The 18,453-nt window shown below is 41.3% G+C and carries 15 protein-coding genes; 9 read left to right on the top strand and 6 right to left on the bottom strand.

The window, feature by feature from the left end; translation table 11 throughout:
* Window positions 1–187 precede the first annotated feature (187 nt).
* The 4 genes from lptF to I2F62_RS02965 all read left to right on the top strand — a co-directional run bounded on the left by lptF (window position 188) and on the right by I2F62_RS02965 (window position 5,204).
* A complete protein-coding gene (gene lptF, locus I2F62_RS02950) occupies window positions 188–1,279 on the top strand; it encodes an LPS export ABC transporter permease LptF (RefSeq protein ID WP_324625530.1) in 1,092 nt (363 codons plus the stop codon).
* Window positions 1,280–1,289: 10 nt separating this feature from the next.
* Entirely contained in the window at window positions 1,290–2,360 is a 1,071-nt protein-coding gene (lptG, locus tag I2F62_RS02955; protein WP_324625531.1) for an LPS export ABC transporter permease LptG, read from the top strand.
* 106 nt (window positions 2,361–2,466) lie between these two features.
* On the top strand, window positions 2,467–4,014 hold the full coding sequence (gene gpmI, locus I2F62_RS02960) for a 2,3-bisphosphoglycerate-independent phosphoglycerate mutase (RefSeq protein ID WP_324625532.1): 1,548 nt from the start codon (window positions 2,467–2,469) through the stop codon (window positions 4,012–4,014).
* An 11-nt stretch (window positions 4,015–4,025) separates the two neighbouring features.
* Entirely contained in the window at window positions 4,026–5,204 is a 1,179-nt protein-coding gene (locus tag I2F62_RS02965; protein ID WP_324625533.1) for a S41 family peptidase, read from the top strand.
* Window positions 5,205–5,236: 32 nt separating this feature from the next.
* Here the strand turns inward: I2F62_RS02965 and I2F62_RS02970 are convergent, their stop codons facing one another.
* The 3 genes from I2F62_RS02970 to I2F62_RS02980 are packed head-to-tail and all read right to left on the bottom strand — an operon-like array spanning window position 5,237 to window position 8,892.
* Window positions 5,237–6,667: a sigma-54 dependent transcriptional regulator gene (locus I2F62_RS02970; protein ID WP_324625534.1), complete on the bottom strand. Its 1,431-nt coding sequence runs from the start codon at window positions 6,665–6,667 to the stop codon at window positions 5,237–5,239.
* A 15-nt stretch (window positions 6,668–6,682) separates the two neighbouring features.
* Window positions 6,683–8,245, bottom strand: a complete 1,563-nt coding sequence (locus I2F62_RS02975; RefSeq protein ID WP_324625535.1) for a sensor histidine kinase — start codon at window positions 8,243–8,245, stop codon at window positions 6,683–6,685.
* A gap of 8 nt (window positions 8,246–8,253) precedes the next feature.
* On the bottom strand, window positions 8,254–8,892 hold the full coding sequence (locus I2F62_RS02980; RefSeq protein WP_324625536.1) for a response regulator: 639 nt from the start codon (window positions 8,890–8,892) through the stop codon (window positions 8,254–8,256).
* 213 nt (window positions 8,893–9,105) lie between these two features.
* Here I2F62_RS02980 and I2F62_RS02985 point away from each other — a divergent pair, with 213 nt between their 5' ends.
* Entirely contained in the window at window positions 9,106–10,137 is a 1,032-nt protein-coding gene (locus tag I2F62_RS02985) for a serine hydrolase (RefSeq protein ID WP_324625537.1), read from the top strand.
* A 77-nt stretch (window positions 10,138–10,214) separates the two neighbouring features.
* On the opposite strand, the gene I2F62_RS02990 is transcribed toward I2F62_RS02985, so the two are convergent.
* Genes I2F62_RS02990 through I2F62_RS03000 form a run of 3 tightly spaced genes read right to left on the bottom strand, consistent with a single transcriptional unit; the run spans window position 10,215 to window position 14,074 of the window.
* A complete protein-coding gene (locus tag I2F62_RS02990; RefSeq protein ID WP_324625538.1) occupies window positions 10,215–11,486 on the bottom strand; it encodes a GDSL-type esterase/lipase family protein in 1,272 nt (423 codons plus the stop codon).
* A 10-nt stretch (window positions 11,487–11,496) separates the two neighbouring features.
* Window positions 11,497–12,588, bottom strand: coding sequence for an SGNH family hydrolase (locus I2F62_RS02995; RefSeq protein ID WP_324625539.1), 1,092 nt, complete (start codon window positions 12,586–12,588; stop codon window positions 11,497–11,499).
* Window positions 12,575–14,074: an MBOAT family O-acyltransferase gene (locus tag I2F62_RS03000; protein ID WP_324625540.1), complete on the bottom strand. Its 1,500-nt coding sequence runs from the start codon at window positions 14,072–14,074 to the stop codon at window positions 12,575–12,577. Before I2F62_RS03000 ends, I2F62_RS02995 begins: the two co-directional genes overlap by 14 nt.
* A 401-nt stretch (window positions 14,075–14,475) precedes the next feature.
* Here I2F62_RS03000 and I2F62_RS03005 point away from each other — a divergent pair, with 401 nt between their 5' ends.
* The 4 genes from I2F62_RS03005 (at window position 14,476) to folD (ending at window position 18,415) form a co-directional block, all read left to right on the top strand.
* On the top strand, window positions 14,476–15,777 hold the full coding sequence (locus I2F62_RS03005; protein ID WP_324625541.1) for an MFS transporter: 1,302 nt from the start codon (window positions 14,476–14,478) through the stop codon (window positions 15,775–15,777).
* Window positions 15,778–16,163: 386 nt separating this feature from the next.
* Window positions 16,164–16,397, top strand: coding sequence for a hypothetical protein (locus I2F62_RS03010; RefSeq protein WP_324625542.1), 234 nt, complete (start codon window positions 16,164–16,166; stop codon window positions 16,395–16,397).
* A gap of 261 nt (window positions 16,398–16,658) precedes the next feature.
* Entirely contained in the window at window positions 16,659–17,525 is an 867-nt protein-coding gene (gene purU / locus I2F62_RS03015; RefSeq protein WP_324625543.1) for a formyltetrahydrofolate deformylase, read from the top strand.
* Complete coding sequence (folD, locus tag I2F62_RS03020; protein WP_324625544.1) at window positions 17,522–18,415, top strand: bifunctional methylenetetrahydrofolate dehydrogenase/methenyltetrahydrofolate cyclohydrolase FolD; 894 nt, start codon at window positions 17,522–17,524, stop codon at window positions 18,413–18,415. Before purU ends, folD begins: the two co-directional genes overlap by 4 nt.
* Window positions 18,416–18,453 lie beyond the last annotated feature (38 nt).

Consider the following 18,453-nt stretch of genomic DNA (forward strand, 5'->3'; position numbering starts at 1 on the left):
CCTGTAGATGTAGGTAAATATAAAGTGATTGAAACATTACACTGGATACGATTGCAAGGTGCAAGCTTAGAATAGCTTTTTTATTCTACATATTCGGTTAAACTAAGCAGTTATCTGGATGGATGCGCTTAAACCTTGCCGTGACCATCCAAATTTTATTGCATTTCAATTTTAAGGATGTTTCCTTTTGATTATTCGGCGTTATTTAGTCAAACAGGTTGTAGAGACCTCACTCGTTGTAATTGCGTTACTCACATTAATTATGATGGGCGGGCGATTGATCAAATATTTTGGGATAGCAGCACAAGGTCGCTTAGACGCAGGTGTGCTGTTTAGCATTATTGGCTACCGCTTGCCTGAATTTTTGACGCTGATTTTTCCATTGGGTTTCTTTATTGGTTTGATGCTGGTATTTGGGCGCTTATATATCGACCATGAAATGGCTGTACTCAATAGCAGTGGTTTGAGTCGTAACCGCTTAGCACGATTACTTTTGCCACTGACGACTTGTTTTCTTGTTATTCAATTAATCTTAATGGTTTGGGTTTCACCGTGGGGATTGCGTCAATACGAACAATTGTCGAGCACTCAAGCGGTACGCACAGGCTTTGATTTGGTTCGACCGAAAGAATTTGTGGGTTCTGGGGCATATACCATTTATGCCAGCGATTTATCTGAAGATCGTAAAAATCTCAAAGATATTATGTTTTATCAACGTGCTGACAAAGAGGGTAAACCCAATGTGGTGATTTTAGCACGTGAAGCAAAACGGGTAGATATTCCAAATGACACCGCAAGTGTTGTCGATTTAATTGACGGTCGCCGTTATGAGTTGTATCCGGGGCAGCCAAGATACACCCTAACCGAATTTAAGCAATATCGTCTACGAATTGAAAATAATAAAGATGCCGATGTTACCGGCGATCAAGCAGAATCAATGCGCATTTCACAATTATGGGAAAAACGTAGCGATCCTGTGGTGCAAAGTGAATTGGGTTGGCGTTTATTTGTTCCATTTGCAATTGTGGTTGCATTAATGCTTGCCACGGCACTGTCTGAAGTGAATCCACGTCAAGGGCGCTATTATCGCTTATTGCCTGCCATTTTAATTTTTGCCAGTTTAATTGTGGCATTGATGGCTGTCAAAACACGCATTACCCGTGCAGAATTGGGCATTTGGGCTTATCCCGCCATATTGTTGATTTATGCTGTAGTTACACTCGTTTTTCTGCGAAAGCCCAATTTAAAGGCTAAGCTGAATTTAAAATTGAATAAGTGAGGTCGTAAAAATGTTAGCACGACGTTTAATTGCCAAACATGTCACGACCACGGCAGCTTTGGCGATGTTCGGTACAACCATTGTACTTGGGTTATTGCAGGCGCTTTTTACTTACTTGGCCGAGTTAAGCAGTTTAAAAAATGGCTATACCGCATGGAAGGCACTCGAATACGTATTTTGGAACTCGCCGCATTATCTGTATGAGATTTTACCCATTTCAGCCTTAATTGGCGCGGTGATTGGGCTTGGAACGCTTGCATCGAATAGTGAGCTGATTGTCATGCGTTCGGTTGGGATTAGCTTGTGGCGGATTGTCGGTTGGGTAATGCGCTCAGCCTTGCTGTTGGTGGTTTTAGCGTTTGCTTTAATTCAGTGGATTATTCCGTATACCAGTGAACGCGCTGAAAGTATTAAAAATCACCAAGCACATGCTGAATTAGGTGAGGTTCGTGGCTATTGGACACGTGAAGGTCAGCGTTTTATTTATATCGATTATGCAAACTCGCAAGGTGAATTGCGCAATATCCAAATTTTAGATTTCGATCAAGATTATCGTTTGAAGCAAGATTTGTTGGCAGAACAAGGGCAATTTGAACAAAAAACACAGTGGAATTTAAAACAAGTTCAACAAACCCAAATTCTACCTACTGCGGATGCAACATTGACGCAATCGGCACAATTGCCGGTAGATTTGGCTTTACAACCTAAATACGTACGTATGGTCACCGTAGATCCTGACGACTTACCGCCAACACAATTGGTTTCGTTTATGCGCTATTTATCGGATTATAGTCAGGTGCCTAAAACCTACCAATTGGCCTTTTGGAAAAAAGTGGCCATGCCATTTTCATTATTGGCATTGGTGGTCATCGCCTGTTCATTTATTTTTGGCCCCTTACGCCAACAATCGATGGGTTTTCGTTTGGTGATTGCATTATTTATTGGTCTCGGCTTTTATTATATGCAAGACTTTTTGGGCTATGCGAGTCTGGTCTATAGTCCATCGCCCGTGTGGTTTGTCTTTGTGCCAATTATCCTCATCTTTATGGCTGGGGGATATTTGCTTAATCGAGCAAAATAAACAACTTACAGGTGTGGGCATTCGGCTCGCCTAAATGCAATAGAGAATTGTTCAAAATTTAGGTAGAATGCTCCCACTCAGATCACAACAGAAAGAGAATAGGAAAATGACGGATACGAAGGCAGGCAAAATTCCTCATGTCTTGGTTATCATGGATGGTGTTGGTCATCGTGAAGCGCTAGAAGATAATGCCTTTTTAGCAGCGAAAACCCCGCATCTGACAGCAATGCAACACAAGCATCCGCATAGTCTTATTTCTGGTTCTGGTGAAGATGTTGGCTTACCCGATGGACAAATGGGTAACTCTGAAGTGGGTCATATGAATTTGGGTGCAGGTCGGGTGCTTTATCAAGATTTTACCCGAATCACCAAAGACATTCGTTCAGGCGCATTTTTTGAACACACGGTATTAATTGATGCGGTTGAACAAGCCAAAGCCGCGGGCGGTGCGTTGCATATTATGGGCTTGTTGTCTGAAGGCGGCGTACATTCACACCAAGACCATATTGTTGCCATGTGCCAACTTGCTTTACAGCGCGGTGCAAAAGTTTATTTGCATGCGTTTTTAGATGGGCGAGATACCCCACCGAAAAGTGCCGAGCCATCTTTAATTAAATTAGAGGCTTTATTTGCACAATATCCAAATCAAGGACGTATTGCCACCATGATTGGGCGTTATTTTGCAATGGATCGTGACAATCGTTGGGATCGGGTAGAACAAGCCTATCGACTGTTGACCGAAGGTGAGGCGGTGCATATTGCTACTTCTGCACAAGACGGTTTAGCACAAGCCTATGCCGCCAATGAAAGTGATGAATTTGTTAAAGCCACACGCATTGGCGAGCCTGCAGTCATTCAAGATGGTGACAGTGTGGTATTTATGAATTTCCGTGCCGATCGTGCGCGTGAAATTACCCGTGCTTTTGTCGATAAAGACTTCAGTGGCTTTAGCCGTAAAGTGCTGCCGCATTTATCCAAATTTGTCATGCTAACCCGTTATCAAGCCAGTATTGATGCGCCTGTAGCTTATATGCCACAAGCTTTACACAATACACTTGGTGAATACTTATCTAATTTAGGCAAAACACAATTGCGTATTGCCGAAACAGAAAAATATGCCCATGTGACCTTCTTCTTTAGTGGCGGTCGCGAAGATGAATATGCCGGTGAAAAACGGATTTTAATTCCATCACCAAATGTTGCAACTTACGATTTAAAACCAGAAATGAGTGCTTACGAAGTCACCGATGAGTTGGTGAAGGCCATTCATTCGGGTGAATATGACTTATTGGTGGTCAACTACGCCAATGGCGATATGGTTGGGCATACTGGTGTCTTTAATGCTGCTGTGCAAGCGGTTGAAGCGGTAGATACTTGTTTGGGGCGAGTTTACGATGCGGTTATGGCACAAAAAGGCCATATGCTGGTGACTGCCGATCATGGTAATGTCGAGCAAATGCAAGATTACGAAAGTGGTCAGGTACATACCCAACACACCACTGAGTTGGTGCCGTTCATTTATGTCGGACCAACTGATGCCGAAATTGCAGAAGGTGGCGTGTTGGCAGATGTTGCACCGACCTTATTGCACTTAATGCAACTGGAGATTCCAGCCGAAATGCAAGGTAAAAATCTCATTACGTTAAAAGTATAAAAGGTGAATGAATGGCTCAAATCATAAAAAAGCTACTGGTTGGATTATTGCTTTGTGGTTATTTGAGCCATTCTGTTGCGGCAAATTCGACCCAACCTACTGCTTTAGATGATGATGGCGAAGAAACGGGTGGGCACAGTAATGATGAAATTCCCATCGAAGCCATTCAAAAATTTGTACAAATTTATACGATTGTTAAAGACAATTACGTCAGTGAAAAGTCGGACGATGCCTTATTTGAGCAATCCATTAAAGGTTTAGTGGGGGGGTTAGATCGTTATTCTCGTTATTTATCGCCTGAAGATTATCGACAATTAGTGCAATACACCGAAGGAGATGTTGCCTCGGTAGATTTCGACTTAAGTTTTGACCGACCGCATCGCCAGTGGTTAATTAGTGGCATGAAGGACGATGCAGATTCGCTAAAGCTTGGCCTACATAATGGCATGACGGTTTATAAAATTGATAATCAGGAATTAAAAGATTTAAACCACGAACAAGTGCGCAATTTGCTTTATGGTTCAGTCGGCACGGTGCTGACGGTACAAACCAGTTTAATTGGTCAGCCCACAACGGTGGTCAGAAATAGAAAAGTTGAAGTTGAAGTTTCCTCGGTATTATTGCATAACCAAGTTTTGGTGATAAAAGTTCCTGTCTTTCAACAAGAAACAGCCAGTGAAATTAAAAGTATTATCGAACAATATCCTGAAAAAAAGATCAAAGCCGTTTTAATCGATTTACGTAATAATCCGGGTGGATTGCTTTCATCTGCCGTTGAAACAGCCGATTTATTTATGAACAATGGCATTATTGTCAGTACCAAAAGTCGTTCTGAAGGCAGTCAAACGTTTCAGGCCTTACCCGGTAATGAATTTTTTAAAATGAAACTCGGTTTATTAATTAATAACCGTTCGGCTTCTGCGGCTGAGGTCTTCACTGCGGCATTAAAAGAGCATAATCGCGCATGGGTGATTGGGGATAAAAGTTATGGTAAAGGCGTGGTACAAAAACTTTTTCCTTTACCCAGTGGTGCCGCCATACAAATGACGGTGTCGCATTACTATACGCCCAAAGGTAATATGATTGATGGGCAGGGAATTCAGCCCAATCAAATTTACAGCTTACCGATTGAAATGAAAGACGATATTTATGTAGACAATGTCGCAGATGTATTGCTAAAACATAAATAACGCACCCGAATGGTTTCGGGTGCATTCAGCATTTATTCTAAAGCTGGTTCATCATCAAGGCCAAATTTTTTCAGTCGGTAACGCAGTGAACGAAAAGACATGCCTAATTTTTTAGCGGCCAAGGTGCGATTCCAATGAGTCAGTTCCAGCGCATTTAATAAAATATCTTTTTCGACCTGTTCTAAATACGCTTCAAGCCCTTGTTCTGGCAGTTGTTTTGGTGCACTCATTTGTATATCTGGAATTTTCGAATTTGAAAGCGCAATATCTGGATGAGTTGCCAAATTTTCAGCCACGCTATGAGCTGGACTAACATGACCTTGTAACTGCACGGCATCAATCTGCTTGTCATCACATAAGGTGATGGCGCGTTCAATCATATTTCGAAGTTCGCGGACATTACCTGTAAATGCGTGCTGCATAAGAAAAGCATGTGCATTTGCGGTGAGTTGCTTATTTGCAAGTCCCCATTCCTGACAAATTTGCTGAATAAAATGGCGTGCAAGTTCAATAATATCTTCGCCTCGTTCACGCAGTGGCGGTAATTCAATATTCATGACATGTAAGCGAAAGAATAAATCTTGGCGGAATTTTCCTTGCTGAATCAGTTGTTCAAGATTCTGATGGGTCGCGCTGATAATTCGAAAATCAACCGCATGTTCAGTATCACTACCAATCGGGCGAATTTTCTTTTCTTGCACCGCACGCAGGAGTTTAACTTGCATGTTTAAAGGCAATTCAGCAATTTCATCTAAAAATAAGCTGCCGCCATGTGCGCTTTGAATTAGGCCTTGTTTGTCGTGTGTGGCATTGGTAAAGCTACCTTTTTTGTGCCCGAAAAGCTCACTTTCCATTAACTCGGCCGGAATGGCGCCGCAGTTAATGGCAATAAAAGGCCCATTTTTTCGATTGCTGAGTTGATGAACCAAATTGGCTACCACTTCTTTGCCTGTGCCTGATTCACCGGTAATAAAAATTGGGGCTTGGGTTCTAGATATTTTACGCAGCGTTTGTTTGAGTTGGTGCATGGGCGCCGAATGGCCAATCAAGCACCGATCCTCAATTTCTGGTTGGTTCAAGTTGGAGGTTTCATGTGGAACAATGGCTTTTTCTAATAATTGCTGTAAAGCCTCGGGTAAAATGGGTTTACTGATAAAATCAAAGGCGCCAGCTTTTAGGGCATTAATGGCAATTTCCATATTGCCATAGGCACTAATCACCGCAATAGGCGTGTTCGGGTAATGCTGATTCATATGCTCAACCAAGCTGATGCCATCTGCATCGGGGAGATTAAGGTCGGTCAGGCAGGCATTAAAATGTTGTAATCGCAATTTCTTTTTGGCGTCGCTGACGGTATGCGCAAGCTCAGATTCAATCCCCATTCGTTTCAGTGTCATTTGCATGAGTAGGCATAGATCGATTTCATCATCGACCAACAGGACACGATTCGGCTGTGTATTCATAATTCCCCAAAAAACTTATTGTATTTGAATGGCAATACATTCAATGCGGAAACACGTTCCATCTTGTAATTTGCTATAGCTTAATTTTGCCTGATTTGCTTCACAAAAACTATGTGAAAGATATAAACCTAACCCCGTTCCTTTGACTTCGGTGGTAAAAAAAGGTGAAAAAAGTTGTGAAAGCTGCTGTTCAGGCACCCCTTGGCCAAAATCAATGATATCGATATAGACCAAGTCATGCTGTAAATAGGCGAAAATTTCAATATATTCGCGGTCTGGTGCGTTATGGCGTAAAGCATTTTGAATCAAATTGATGAGGACTTGGCGCAGTTGCGCTTCATCAAAGGAGAGTTGTATTTCATCCTGTAGATGCACCTTAATCTGTGCTTGAAAGAGGGGCAAATCTTCTTTGATCAGTCGGGGTAAAAAATCATTCAAATGAATACTGATGGGAAGAGTGGCCTGATGATGCGCCATATTTAAAGTCGAGTGAATAATATGGTCGATGCGCTGTGCTTGGCGTTGAATCATGTGATGCAGCATGTTCGTTTGTTCAGCGTCTGCCTCTACAATTAAACTGTTGGCTTGAACAATACTGGCCAAAGGATTACGGATTTCATGCGCAATACTCGCCGAAAGTTGCCCCAAGGCGGCCAGTTTTAGTTGCTGTACATGCTGATTGAGTCGCTGCGCATCTTGCATAATCAGCAGGGTTAAAATCGATTGCGGCAATTTGAGTTTTTGTACCCGAATTAAAACGCTATTTTTGCTGCTATCAAAAACAAAGCGTTCGCCTTGTTGTGCGTGTATTTGCTGTAAATAATCGGCGAATTGAGGGTGTAAATCTTGTAACGGTAATTGCTTAAATGTGCTGGGAATGCCAAGGAGTTGTTGTGCCGCAGGATTACTTAAAACCACCTCTTGTTGTTCATTTAAGACCAAATAACCCATGTCAATTTGTTCTAAAATATAACGATTAATATTTTGCAAGCGCAGCAGTTCTTGAGATTGTTCTGAATTAAGATGCTCTAATAAGCGAAAACGCTGTACGGTTAATTGCGAAATGAAATGCACCACCAAAAATAAAAATGCCAGTAATGCACTATTGCCAATATTGCTTAAGTCTGTAAATTTAAACCATGTGCCAAAAAACTGTGAATAGACCACTGCAATGGTTGAGCACAAGGTTAGCGCCAAGCATTGTCGTTGGCTGAGCAGCAAGCTTGCCATAAAAATGGTAATGACAAACAATAAGCTAATATGAAGGCTTGGAAAACCAATCGCGAAATTGAGGCTAGTAAAACACAAAATATCGACAGCACAGAATAAAATCAGTTGTCGAGTAATTTGGGTTTGAAAAAGTTGTAGTGTGACGAGTTGGACAATTCCGAACAGACAATAAAAGACCAAAGTAAAAAAATATAAATCTTGGTATTCGTAACTGTCTCGAATTCGTTCGTAGGTTAAGAAGAAAATCAGCAGCAAGCTAAAAGCAATCACCAATCGATAAATGCCATACCAAATGCCAAGGCGATAATGGGTTAATGGCGATTGTTGATGCGTTTTAGGAATTGGCATATTCAATATTACGGCTTAATCAGACCGTAACGCATGGCCAAATGCGTTAATTTTACATCGCTATCAATGTCTAATTTTTCAAAGATACGATAGCGATAGGTATTCACAGTTTTCACGCTCACAAACAGTTTATCTGCAATGGCTTGGGCGCTATTACAATTCACCACCATCATGGCGACTTGCATTTCACGTTCAGATAATAAATCAAAAGGCGATTGTTGCGCTTCTGAAAGATATGAGCTGGCCAGTTGTTCGGCAATATCCGCACTGAAATATTTACCACCTTGCATGACTTTATGGATTGCACGAACCATTTCTTCAATTGGTGCGCCTTTGGTGATATAGCCTTTTGCCCCAGCTTTTAATAATAATGAAGGATAGGGTTCTTCGGCTAAACCACTCACAGCAATTACGCGGATATCTGGGCTAATTTGCAGTAAACGGCGCGTGGTTTCCACCCCGCCAATGCCCGGCATATTCACATCGAGCAACACAATATTGGGATGATGAATGCGCGCGATTGTCAGTGCTTCTTCTCCAGATTCGGCCTGACCGATGATATGAAGATCGCTATGATCGGCAAGCATACGGCAAATTCCGGTACGCACTAACTCATGATCATCTACCACTAAAACTGAAATCGCCATTATACCTTTCCTAAAGAAATTGGTTTTTTTGTTACATAACGCAAATTAGACTTGCAATCAAACCACAAAATTAGCAATGCTACTCTAAAATATAACTTAAAAGTTATGTGCAATAACCTAACCATCCTATAAGTTACATTATTGTGCAAATGTAAGGCATATTCGTGGTCAGACGCAAATGTATCTTATCGCCCTTGAGTTGAGTGTAATATCGTGAAAAGTTTAAAAAAATCTTTAGTACATGCCCTAAGCATGTCAATGCTCATTGGTTTGAGTACGAATAGTTTTGCCGAATTGGTTGTGAATCATGGTTCTGGGGCAACATCCCAAACGAAAACATGGTCCACTGCCGATGCAAAACAATATTTTAATGAAGATGATGATGACTTGGAACCCTCTCCAAAGGGCAGTACTCATATTAACACTTCAATTCGCTCAGGTTCTGCTCAGTCTGGGGCTGCCAGTGGTCAGGTCTTCGATACGCATTATTCCAGTAATGCGCCTGCCATTAGTGCAGGTTCGGCTTTGGTGATGGATGCACACACGGGCGAAGTGCTTTATAGTAAAAATAGTAATATGGCGCGTCCTATTGCATCAATTACTAAGCTGATGACTGCGGTGGTGACTGCCGATGCACGTTTGAATATGTCAGAAGAAATTACCTTACAGCAAATTGATTTTGATGGGCCAAAAAAAGCCAGTTCAAGTTTGCGCGTAGGCGATAAGATGAATCGTGCTGAAGTCTTGTTGGTGGCATTGATGAAATCTGAAAACCCTGCTGCTGCTGCCCTTGCACGCACCTATCCGGGTGGCAAGCCTGCATTTGTTGCAGCAATGAATGCCAAAGCACGTCAGTTAGGTATGAATTCAACACGTTATTATGAGTCGACGGGCTTAGATTCACGCAATGTTTCTTCAGCGCGCGATTTAAGCATTTTGGTCAGCGAAGCCTCTAAATATGGCGTGATTCGTCAATTTTCATCGACCCCGCATTATGACTTTAACTTAGGATACCGTGTATTACGTTCGAACAATACCAATGCCTTGGTGCGAAATGGTGGTTGGAATATTAATCTGTCTAAAACCGGTTTTATTAATGAAGCCGGGCGCTGCGTGGTGATGCACACCACCATTAATTCACGACCTGCAGTGGTGGTGTTATTGGGTGAACCAAGCACACAATCACGCAATAGCGATGCCACCAACTTATTAACCTGGTTGAATAATTTACCTAAACGTATTTAAGCTGCGCAAGGACACAAAAAAGCCAATCTCAACAGATTGGCTTTTTTTATTCTTATTGAATGGGCATGGAGTGCCGATTATTTCTGTAAGCTGGTTTTACAATCGTTGGTATCTACATTACAAATTTGTGCGTAGCCAGGGGATGTTGCGATGAATTGATTCGCCGTGCGAGTCACGGCTTGAGTTTGATTCACGCTATTGGTATTGGATTGACCTGCAAAATTCAGTAAATCATTGGCCAGCATATTGCCTAACTTTTGATAACCTGAGGCAGTAAAATGCACACCATCGTTACGGCCATCTCCGCGTTTAATCCATGTTTGCATAGAGCAGCGGCCACCCATGGCTTGTTGCCAATCCCAATATAAGGTGTGACTAGTTTGCGCGACTTGTTGCTGCATGGCTTGCATGGCATCAAGTTTGATCGGACGCACACCACATTGTCCTGATGTTTTTTTAAGACTTTCTGGCGCAGACACAATTAAAATGGCGCTGTTGGGGCTGGCATGACGAATTTCGGCAATTTTTTCAGTTAACAGCGTTTGGCTGCGCGTAATATCTAAATGATCGTTATAGGCTTCGTTGGTTCCATAAGCCAAAATAATTAAATCGGGTGCAATGTTACCTAATTCTGTTTTCCAGTCGTTGCTCCAGCGATTCCAATATGACAGTTCTGCGCCATTAATGCCCAAGGCTGAAACGACAGCGCCTTGGTTATTACTGTTTTTGGCCCACCATCCGCCAATTGCAGAGTGATTGGCATTGTCTGCTTTAATGGTAAAGGGCAATGTGGCGCTAAAGGTTGTGGTTTGCCAGTGATTATTTTTGATGGGTGCGGAAATATGGAAGGATTGACCTTCGGCATCGGTACCTACAAATTCACCATCTTCTGGCGCTTGGCGTAGGCTCACGGTAATGGTTTGCCGTTGTTCGCTTAATTTGGGTTTCAGGGTGAGGCTTGCACCATTGTATTGCGGCATGGCAATCAGGCCGCCTAAACCATAATTTTCATTACTTTGCGTGCGACTACTGATGGCTGACCAACCGGTGTTGTCGTAACCAAAGCGAGTCAGACGTTGCCCTGAAAAATACATCGGCATGGCCCAGCCCATACCCCCATTGCCAAGTGCAGATTGTAATCGAACACGCAGGTGATCGGTAAAAACGTCTGCTGCGGTATGTGAATCGCCAAATTGCACCACATGTAAATGCCGTTGTTGAAATGCCTGCACTAACTTGCTGCTGTTCGGGTCATTATAATTGGTCAGTTCCGAGGCTTGGCTGTGTTGGCTTGCCACCAAAACTGAACTGGCTGAAAAAATACAGGCGCGCAATTGAGGAGAGAACATTATTATTTACCTAATTGATGATATTTAAATGACTTTCAATGGCCTGAGCAATACGCTTTTGTCCATCTGGTGAAAAGTGAGTGCCATCCGCACTACGCATTTTTATCATATTGCCATTTTGGGTTAAGTAGTCATTATAGATATTGTTGGTCGTTTGAAGAATTTGTCGCGCATCAATAAAAAACGCTTTGTCTTTTTTGACTTCATCTGCAATGAGCTGATTTAAATAAATCATTTGTTCATTTAATAAAGGTTTACGCATATTAGGCGGAGTCACCCAGATCACGCTAACATGGTGCTGCTCTGCATTTTGAATAATACCTGCAATGCGCGCGCGATATTCTTGTTCCCAAGCGGGTGTTTTAAAATGTAACACTTTTCCATCGGCAGGATTGTACATATCCCAAGGGTCGTTAGGCCCTAAAAAGATGACCAATATTTTAATATTTGGATTACTGGCAAGCGTATCTTTAATGGTGGTGGGCCAGTCAAAGAATTTTGGATAGGTCAATCCAGTACTTTGTTTGCTTAAGTTGATGGTGTTAATGGCGTATTGTTCTTGTAAGAATTTTTGAACGTAAGGTGCAACGCCTTGCATCATCGAGTCGCCGGCAAAAAACACTTGATCTGTTTTGCTTAAACTAAACTGGTTTAACAGTGCTTGATGGGCGCGATTGGCAGCTTCTTTGGCCAATTGAATTTTTTCTTGCTGTGCTTTTTTTGCTAAAAGCTGCTGATATTCTGGCGTATAGGCATAATCATGATTGAAATTGGCAACGATCTGGCTGTTAAAATCATCAATTTGTGTTTTTACATGATTGTATTTTGCATATAAATCATCGCCAATTTTTCCACCTTCTTGCCAATAGGCATATTGGTCTAACGCGCTAAGTGGGCTAGCTTTATGATAAGTTTGCTGAATGTAGGCATTGACTGAATTTTGCATCATCCAAATGCCCAACAGCCCAAAGCAACACAATAAACCGAAGGCAAACGTAAAGTTCGACCAATGTGAATTGGTGTCTGCGAGTTTGGACAATTCAGAAGGATCGTTATAATCGGGATGTTGGGCAAGCACATCAGGTTGATTAGAAGTTTGCATAGATAAATCCTGGAATACCTGATGGCGCACAAATGACAATCGTCATGAAAAGAACAAACAACGGTAGGGCAAAAGCGTATTTTGGTAGTTTGGCGATGCGTTGCTGACACTGTTCAATGCCTTGACGTGCAAACGGATAAATCGCCCATGCACAGATAAATAACGTTAACGCATACAGCGGATTACTGCTCCACTGCACGTTAATATAATTATGAAACAAAGCATGAAAAACCATCAGCGCATCATCTAATGTTTTTGCTCGGAAAAAAACAAAGCAGATGCAAACAAAATTAATGGTGATAAATACGCTAACAATACGTCCTAAAAAGCCGGCGTTATAAAGCGCATTGCGAGATTCTTTCGCACTAACTTTGGCAATTTTTGCATACAGTTTGTCGCTAATATTGAGCAACACCAATGCCAAACCGTGCAGCAAGCCCCATAAAAAAAAGTTCCAACCCGAACCGTGCCAAATACCAGATAAAACCATAGCGGCCAATAAGTTGAATTGAGTGCGGCTAAAACTGCCTCGGCTGCCACCCAATGGGATATAAATATGATCACGAATCCATGTGGATAAACTGATGTGCCATTTATCCCAAAAGTCGCGGATATTATGTGCAAGTAAAGGTGCTTTGAAATTGACGGGCAAGCGAAATCCGAGCAGCAAACCAAATGCAATCATCATTTCGCTATAGCCAGAAAAATCTAAAAATAGCTGTAAGGTATAACCGTAAATGGCGGTTAATACCTCTAAACTATGGTATTGCATGGGATTGGCAAATACAGGATTCACCCAATTATCGGCCAGCCAACCAGCGATCCACCATTTTTTGAGTAACGCCAACGCCAACAAAAAAAATGCCCATGTTGGATAAAGCACCTGACGCGGGCGGGTACTGCGAATTTGTTCACTCATGCCACAGGCTTGGTTTTGAATGTCGGTTAAACCTTTAGCCGATTCGGCACGGGCGATGGGCCCTGCGGTAATGGTTGCAAAAAAAGAAAAATGCATGAGTAGTTGCAACAGATTAAACGCTGGCACTTCTGCGCTATTGCGATAGCGACTGACTAAATAACTGATGGCTTGGAAAGAATAATAAGACAGCCCCAAAGGCAAAACTAAATTGGCAACCAATCCTGCACTGTCTAAATGTAAGGCATCTAATGTCTGGCTAATTTCGGGTTTAAAAAAGTCATAATATTTAAATAGACTAAGCTGCAAAACGGTTGCAACAATGCCTACAATCAGCGCTATTTTTTTAGACTTTTGCCCAAGGTTCATGCACAGCGAAAGCGCATAAATACACAAACTAAAGCCGAATAAGATGCTACATGCAAGTACACCCGCCATGGCATAAACAATGCCATAGCTAAACAGCGTAATCAGCAGATTTTGAATTTGCGGCTTGCTTCGAAAGCTCCAATACACAGCAAAAAATAAAATAAATAGCAGGCTAAATTCGATGGAAAGAAAGGAGAACATTTTTTGCTGTGTGATATAAATTGTTTTCTGAATTCTAAAGAAAAATGTTGTTTTTACAATCATTTTTGTAATTTTTTTTTAATGATAGTTTGAGGTGATCATTTTCAAGCCAAAAATGATCAATCCGCATTAAATGCATCATCACAAACAGTCATTTTCTAGGTATAAGCCATTTATTTACTGGATTGATTTATATAAATAAATAAAAAATAATATTTCATATTTTACTTGAAAATCAAATTCTTATAAAAAATCCTTTGCTTGAGAAATTGATATAAACCGCGCTAAAAAGACTAGGGTGAATTTCTTTCATGTTGTGGTGAGAAAAGATCGTTTTTATTCATGTCGTTAATTCGGTATAAATAGCGCCATATTTAGAATATTTAGGAAATATACTTTCCATGAGCTCTACAACATATGCCGCGTCTACCGCGCAATCGAATTCTAAGGTTCGGGTTTTATTTGCCAGTTTAGTCGGTACAACCATTGAGTTTTTTGATTTTTATATTTATGCGACAGCCGCCGTACTGGTTTTCCCGCATTTATTCTTTCCAACCAGTAGCGGAAGCGCGGCATTATTGCAATCGTTAGCGACTTTTGCGATTGCTTTTGTGGCACGCCCGATTGGCGCGGCCATTTTTGGGCATTTAGGCGATCGGATTGGTCGAAAAGCCACGCTGGTTGCTGCATTATTGTTAATGGGCATTTCCACGGTGTGTATTGGTTTATTACCAACTTATGCACAAATTGGTGTTTTTGCACCTATTTTATTGGCGTTATGCCGTTTAGGACAGGGTTTAGGTTTGAGCGGTGAATGGAGTGGTGCTGTTTTACTGGCAACAGAAAATGCCCCTGAAGGTCAACGTGCTTGGTATGGTATGTTTCCACAATTGGGCGCACCCATTGGCTTTATCTTGGCTGCGGGTTCATTTTTATTGTTGGGCGCTTTAGTTTCGAATGATGATTTTTTACGTTGGGCGTGGAGAATTCCATTTATTGCCAGTGCATTGTTGGTTTTCTTGGGCTTATATATTCGCTTAAAACTACATGAAACGCCGGCTTTCCAAAAAGTGTTGGAAAAACAAAAAGCCGCGAAAGCGCCATTTAAAGAAGTCGTTTCACATCATTTGCCAAAAGTTGTTTTAGGCACTTTAGCAACGGTGTGTACCTTGGTGTTATTTTATTTAATGACCGTATTTGCATTGAATTGGGGCACCACCGTATTAGGGTATAGCCGTGATGCGTTCTTAAAAATGCAGTTGGTTGCCACGGTATGTTTTGGGGTGTGTATTCCAATTTCGGCTCAATTGGCAGAAAAGTTTGGACGCAAAAATACCTCAATTGCCATTTGTATTGTCGTTATTCTATTTGGTTTTGGCTTCTCAAGCTTATTTGTTGCCAACCATGCACTGTCAGTCTTAATTTTCTTATGCACGGGTTTAAGTATCATGGGCTTAACCTATGGGCCGATTGGAACAATTTTGTCGGAAATTTTCCCAACTTCCGTACGCTATACCGGTTCAGCATTGGCTTATAATTTGGCCAGTATTTTAGGCGCATCCTTTGCCCCATTAATTGCGACCAAACTTGCGCAAAATTACGGTATTGCTGCGGTGGGATATTATTTGGGTGCTGCGGCACTGTTGTCTTTATTGGCCTTTGCTTGTATTCGCGAAACAAAAAAAGATGATTTAATGAATTAAAGGCGAATCGCATTTTAAAGTCGGTATGTATAAAGATAAGCAACGGATCGCAGATGTTTTAAAAATAAAATGCATGCCATCGTAAATACATCGACTGTCTAAATTTAGTCCCTCAAATGCTTCGCATTTGGGGGATTTTTTGTTTAAGTCAAAATTTAGCCAATGCAAAAAATACATTTAAAAATATGGCGTATGTCGATGACTATTTTTCTTGCATTAAAATTAGACAATCCTGTTAAAAATTGCGCCGATTTAAAGCAAAAAAAATTCCTATAAAGAATATTTAATAGTTTTATTTTATAAGTAAATGAAAAAAATGACTTTTTAAAAATGGCACATTCTTTGCTCAATAGATAAATACAAACCCTGCATAGAGGAGAGCGAGGATGATTGAAACCAGTGTATTTAAAGTCAAAAATATACGCTTGATTGGACAACGAACCTGCGAGTTGTATATGGAAAATATTGAAACAGCCTCGGTAAAAGGTTGGATTATTAACTGCAATGACGTTTTTATTCATCAGTTCCACGAGCAGCTCAATCATTTGTGCCAGTCTAAAAATCCATTTGACTCACTTTTACAGTTGAAGCAGTACCACAAAGTAGAAGTTTTATGCTAATCCACATTTAAGCACGGGAAATACCATAAATGCTATTTCCCGTGTCGAGTCACATCTGAAGAAATATAATTAATTGATAAATATAATAAAAATTAGTTTTCTGAGAGGAAAAATATTTTCAAAATAACTAGACGGATTATCCAAATTCTTATATAAATTACTTTAAGGAAATTAAGTTTCCTAATAGTAAACTTTTCGGTGTCTTTAGATTTCTTTCACTACATCGCTAAGTGTCTTGGATCTCTACGTTGAGGAAATATCATGGCTAACGACCTTGTCGATCAGTATGTTCTAAAAATCTCTTGTCCTGCCGCTTCAGGTATTGTGGCGGCTGTGTCCAGTTGCCTGGCTAGCAACAATTGCTATATCAGTGAGATGGCACAATACGATGACGAAATTACAGGACGTTTTTTTAGCCGTATTGTATTTCGTTTCAATGACGGCAAAGGGGATTTAGAGGCATTGAAACAGAAGTTTGCTGAGGTGACAGCACAATTCTCGATGACTGCAGATTTTTACGCAAAGAAAAACCCGATGAAAGTGTTGATCATGGTAAGTAAGTTTGATCATTGCTTATTAAATTTATTATATCGCCATCATAAAGGTGAGCTGGATTTTCAAATTACTGCCATTGTTTCGAACCACCTCGATTTACGTGCGGTTGCTGAGCGTGAAGGTATTCGTTTTATTTATTTGCCAGTTAGCAAAGAAACCAAGCAACAACAAGAACAAGAATTAGTCAAAATTGTGGATGAAACCCAAACCGAATTAGTGATTTTGGCACGTTACATGCAAATTTTGTCAAATAATTTATGTGCGCAGTTGTCTGGCCGTGCAATCAATATTCACCATTCATTCTTACCTGGATTTAAAGGCGCAAAACCGTATCACCAAGCCTTCGATCGTGGTGTCAAATTGATTGGCGCCACTGCACACTTTGTGACCAGTGATTTAGATGAAGGTCCAATCATTGAGCAAGAAGTGCAACGTGTGGATCATGCCTATATGCCAGAGGATTTGGTCTCTGTCGGACGTGATACCGAAACCGTGGCCTTGTCTAAAGCGGTGAAATACTTTGTAGAACATCGTGTGTTTTTAAATGACGGTCGTACGGTGGTGTTCAAATGAGTCTAACTTTATTACAACATCCCGATGCCCGAATAATTGATGGTAAAGCCATTGCCCAAACGGTGTTGGAAGAAGTCAAAAAAGAAGTGGATGACTTTAAAGCCAAAGGCATTGAGGCGTGTTTAGCGGTGGTTTTAGTGGGTGAAGATCCGGCAAGTCAGGTCTATGTACGCAATAAAGTGCAAAAAGCAGCTTTTGTGGGTATTCGTTCACTCGAGTTTCGTTTTGAGGCCGATCTGGATGAACATGCCTTGCTTGAGAAGATTGATGCCTTAAATGCAGATGACAGTGTTCACGGCATTTTAGTGCAACTGCCATTGCCAACCCAAATTAACGAAACGCGTGTTTTAGAGCGGATTGATCCTAAAAAAGATGTTGATGGTTTTCATAGTGAAAATGTCGGCGGCTTAAGTCAGGGGCGTGATGTATTAACCCCATGTACCCCAACAGGCTGCATTCGTTTGCTCAAAGATAGCTTAGGTTCTGACTTGAGTGGTTTGCATGCGGTGGTGATTGGACGTTCCAATATTGTCGGTAAGCCGATGGCAGCATTACTCCTTAAAGAAAATTGTACCGTGACGGTTGTGCATTCCAAAACCCGCAATATCGGACAAGTGTGTCAGCAGGCAGACATTGTGGTTGTGGCGGTGGGCAAACCCAATATGGTCGATGCATCGTATTTAAAAGCCGATGCAGTGGTGATTGATGTGGGTATTAATCGAATTTTTGAAAATGGAAAAACCCGTTTGGTGGGCGATGTCGATTTTGAAGATGCTTTACCGATGGTCAGCGCGATTACTCCTGTACCCGGTGGCGTTGGCCCAATGACCATTGCTTACTTAATGAAAAATACCTTGCAGGCAGTCCGTTTGCAGTATCCAAATATATAAATGATGACAAGGCGTTCGAACACGCCGCGGAGAATACA

It is taken from the genome of Acinetobacter sp. MD2(2019) (assembly GCF_035615615.1).
Taxonomy (GTDB): Bacteria; Pseudomonadota; Gammaproteobacteria; order Pseudomonadales; family Moraxellaceae; genus Acinetobacter.

Excerpts from the sequence above, each read along its gene's own strand:
- lptG (WP_324625531.1), top strand. The coding sequence starts at position 1,290 with ATGTTAGCACGACGTTTAATTGCCAAACATGTCACGACCACGGCAGCT.
- gpmI (WP_324625532.1), top strand. The coding sequence starts at position 2,467 with ATGACGGATACGAAGGCAGGCAAAATTCCTCATGTCTTGGTTATCATG.
- I2F62_RS02965 (WP_324625533.1), top strand. The coding sequence starts at position 4,026 with ATGGCTCAAATCATAAAAAAGCTACTGGTTGGATTATTGCTTTGTGGT.
- I2F62_RS02970 (WP_324625534.1), bottom strand. The coding sequence starts at position 6,667 with ATGAATACACAGCCGAATCGTGTCCTGTTGGTCGATGATGAAATCGAT.
- I2F62_RS02975 (WP_324625535.1), bottom strand. The coding sequence starts at position 8,245 with ATGCCAATTCCTAAAACGCATCAACAATCGCCATTAACCCATTATCGC.
- I2F62_RS02980 (WP_324625536.1), bottom strand. The coding sequence starts at position 8,892 with ATGGCGATTTCAGTTTTAGTGGTAGATGATCATGAGTTAGTGCGTACC.
- I2F62_RS02990 (WP_324625538.1), bottom strand. The coding sequence starts at position 11,486 with ATGTTCTCTCCTCAATTGCGCGCCTGTATTTTTTCAGCCAGTTCAGTT.
- I2F62_RS02995 (WP_324625539.1), bottom strand. The coding sequence starts at position 12,588 with ATGCAAACTTCTAATCAACCTGATGTGCTTGCCCAACATCCCGATTAT.
- I2F62_RS03000 (WP_324625540.1), bottom strand. The coding sequence starts at position 14,074 with ATGTTCTCCTTTCTTTCCATCGAATTTAGCCTGCTATTTATTTTATTT.
- I2F62_RS03005 (WP_324625541.1), top strand. The coding sequence starts at position 14,476 with ATGAGCTCTACAACATATGCCGCGTCTACCGCGCAATCGAATTCTAAG.
- I2F62_RS03010 (WP_324625542.1), top strand. The coding sequence starts at position 16,164 with ATGATTGAAACCAGTGTATTTAAAGTCAAAAATATACGCTTGATTGGA.
- purU (WP_324625543.1), top strand. The coding sequence starts at position 16,659 with ATGGCTAACGACCTTGTCGATCAGTATGTTCTAAAAATCTCTTGTCCT.
- folD (WP_324625544.1), top strand. The coding sequence starts at position 17,522 with ATGAGTCTAACTTTATTACAACATCCCGATGCCCGAATAATTGATGGT.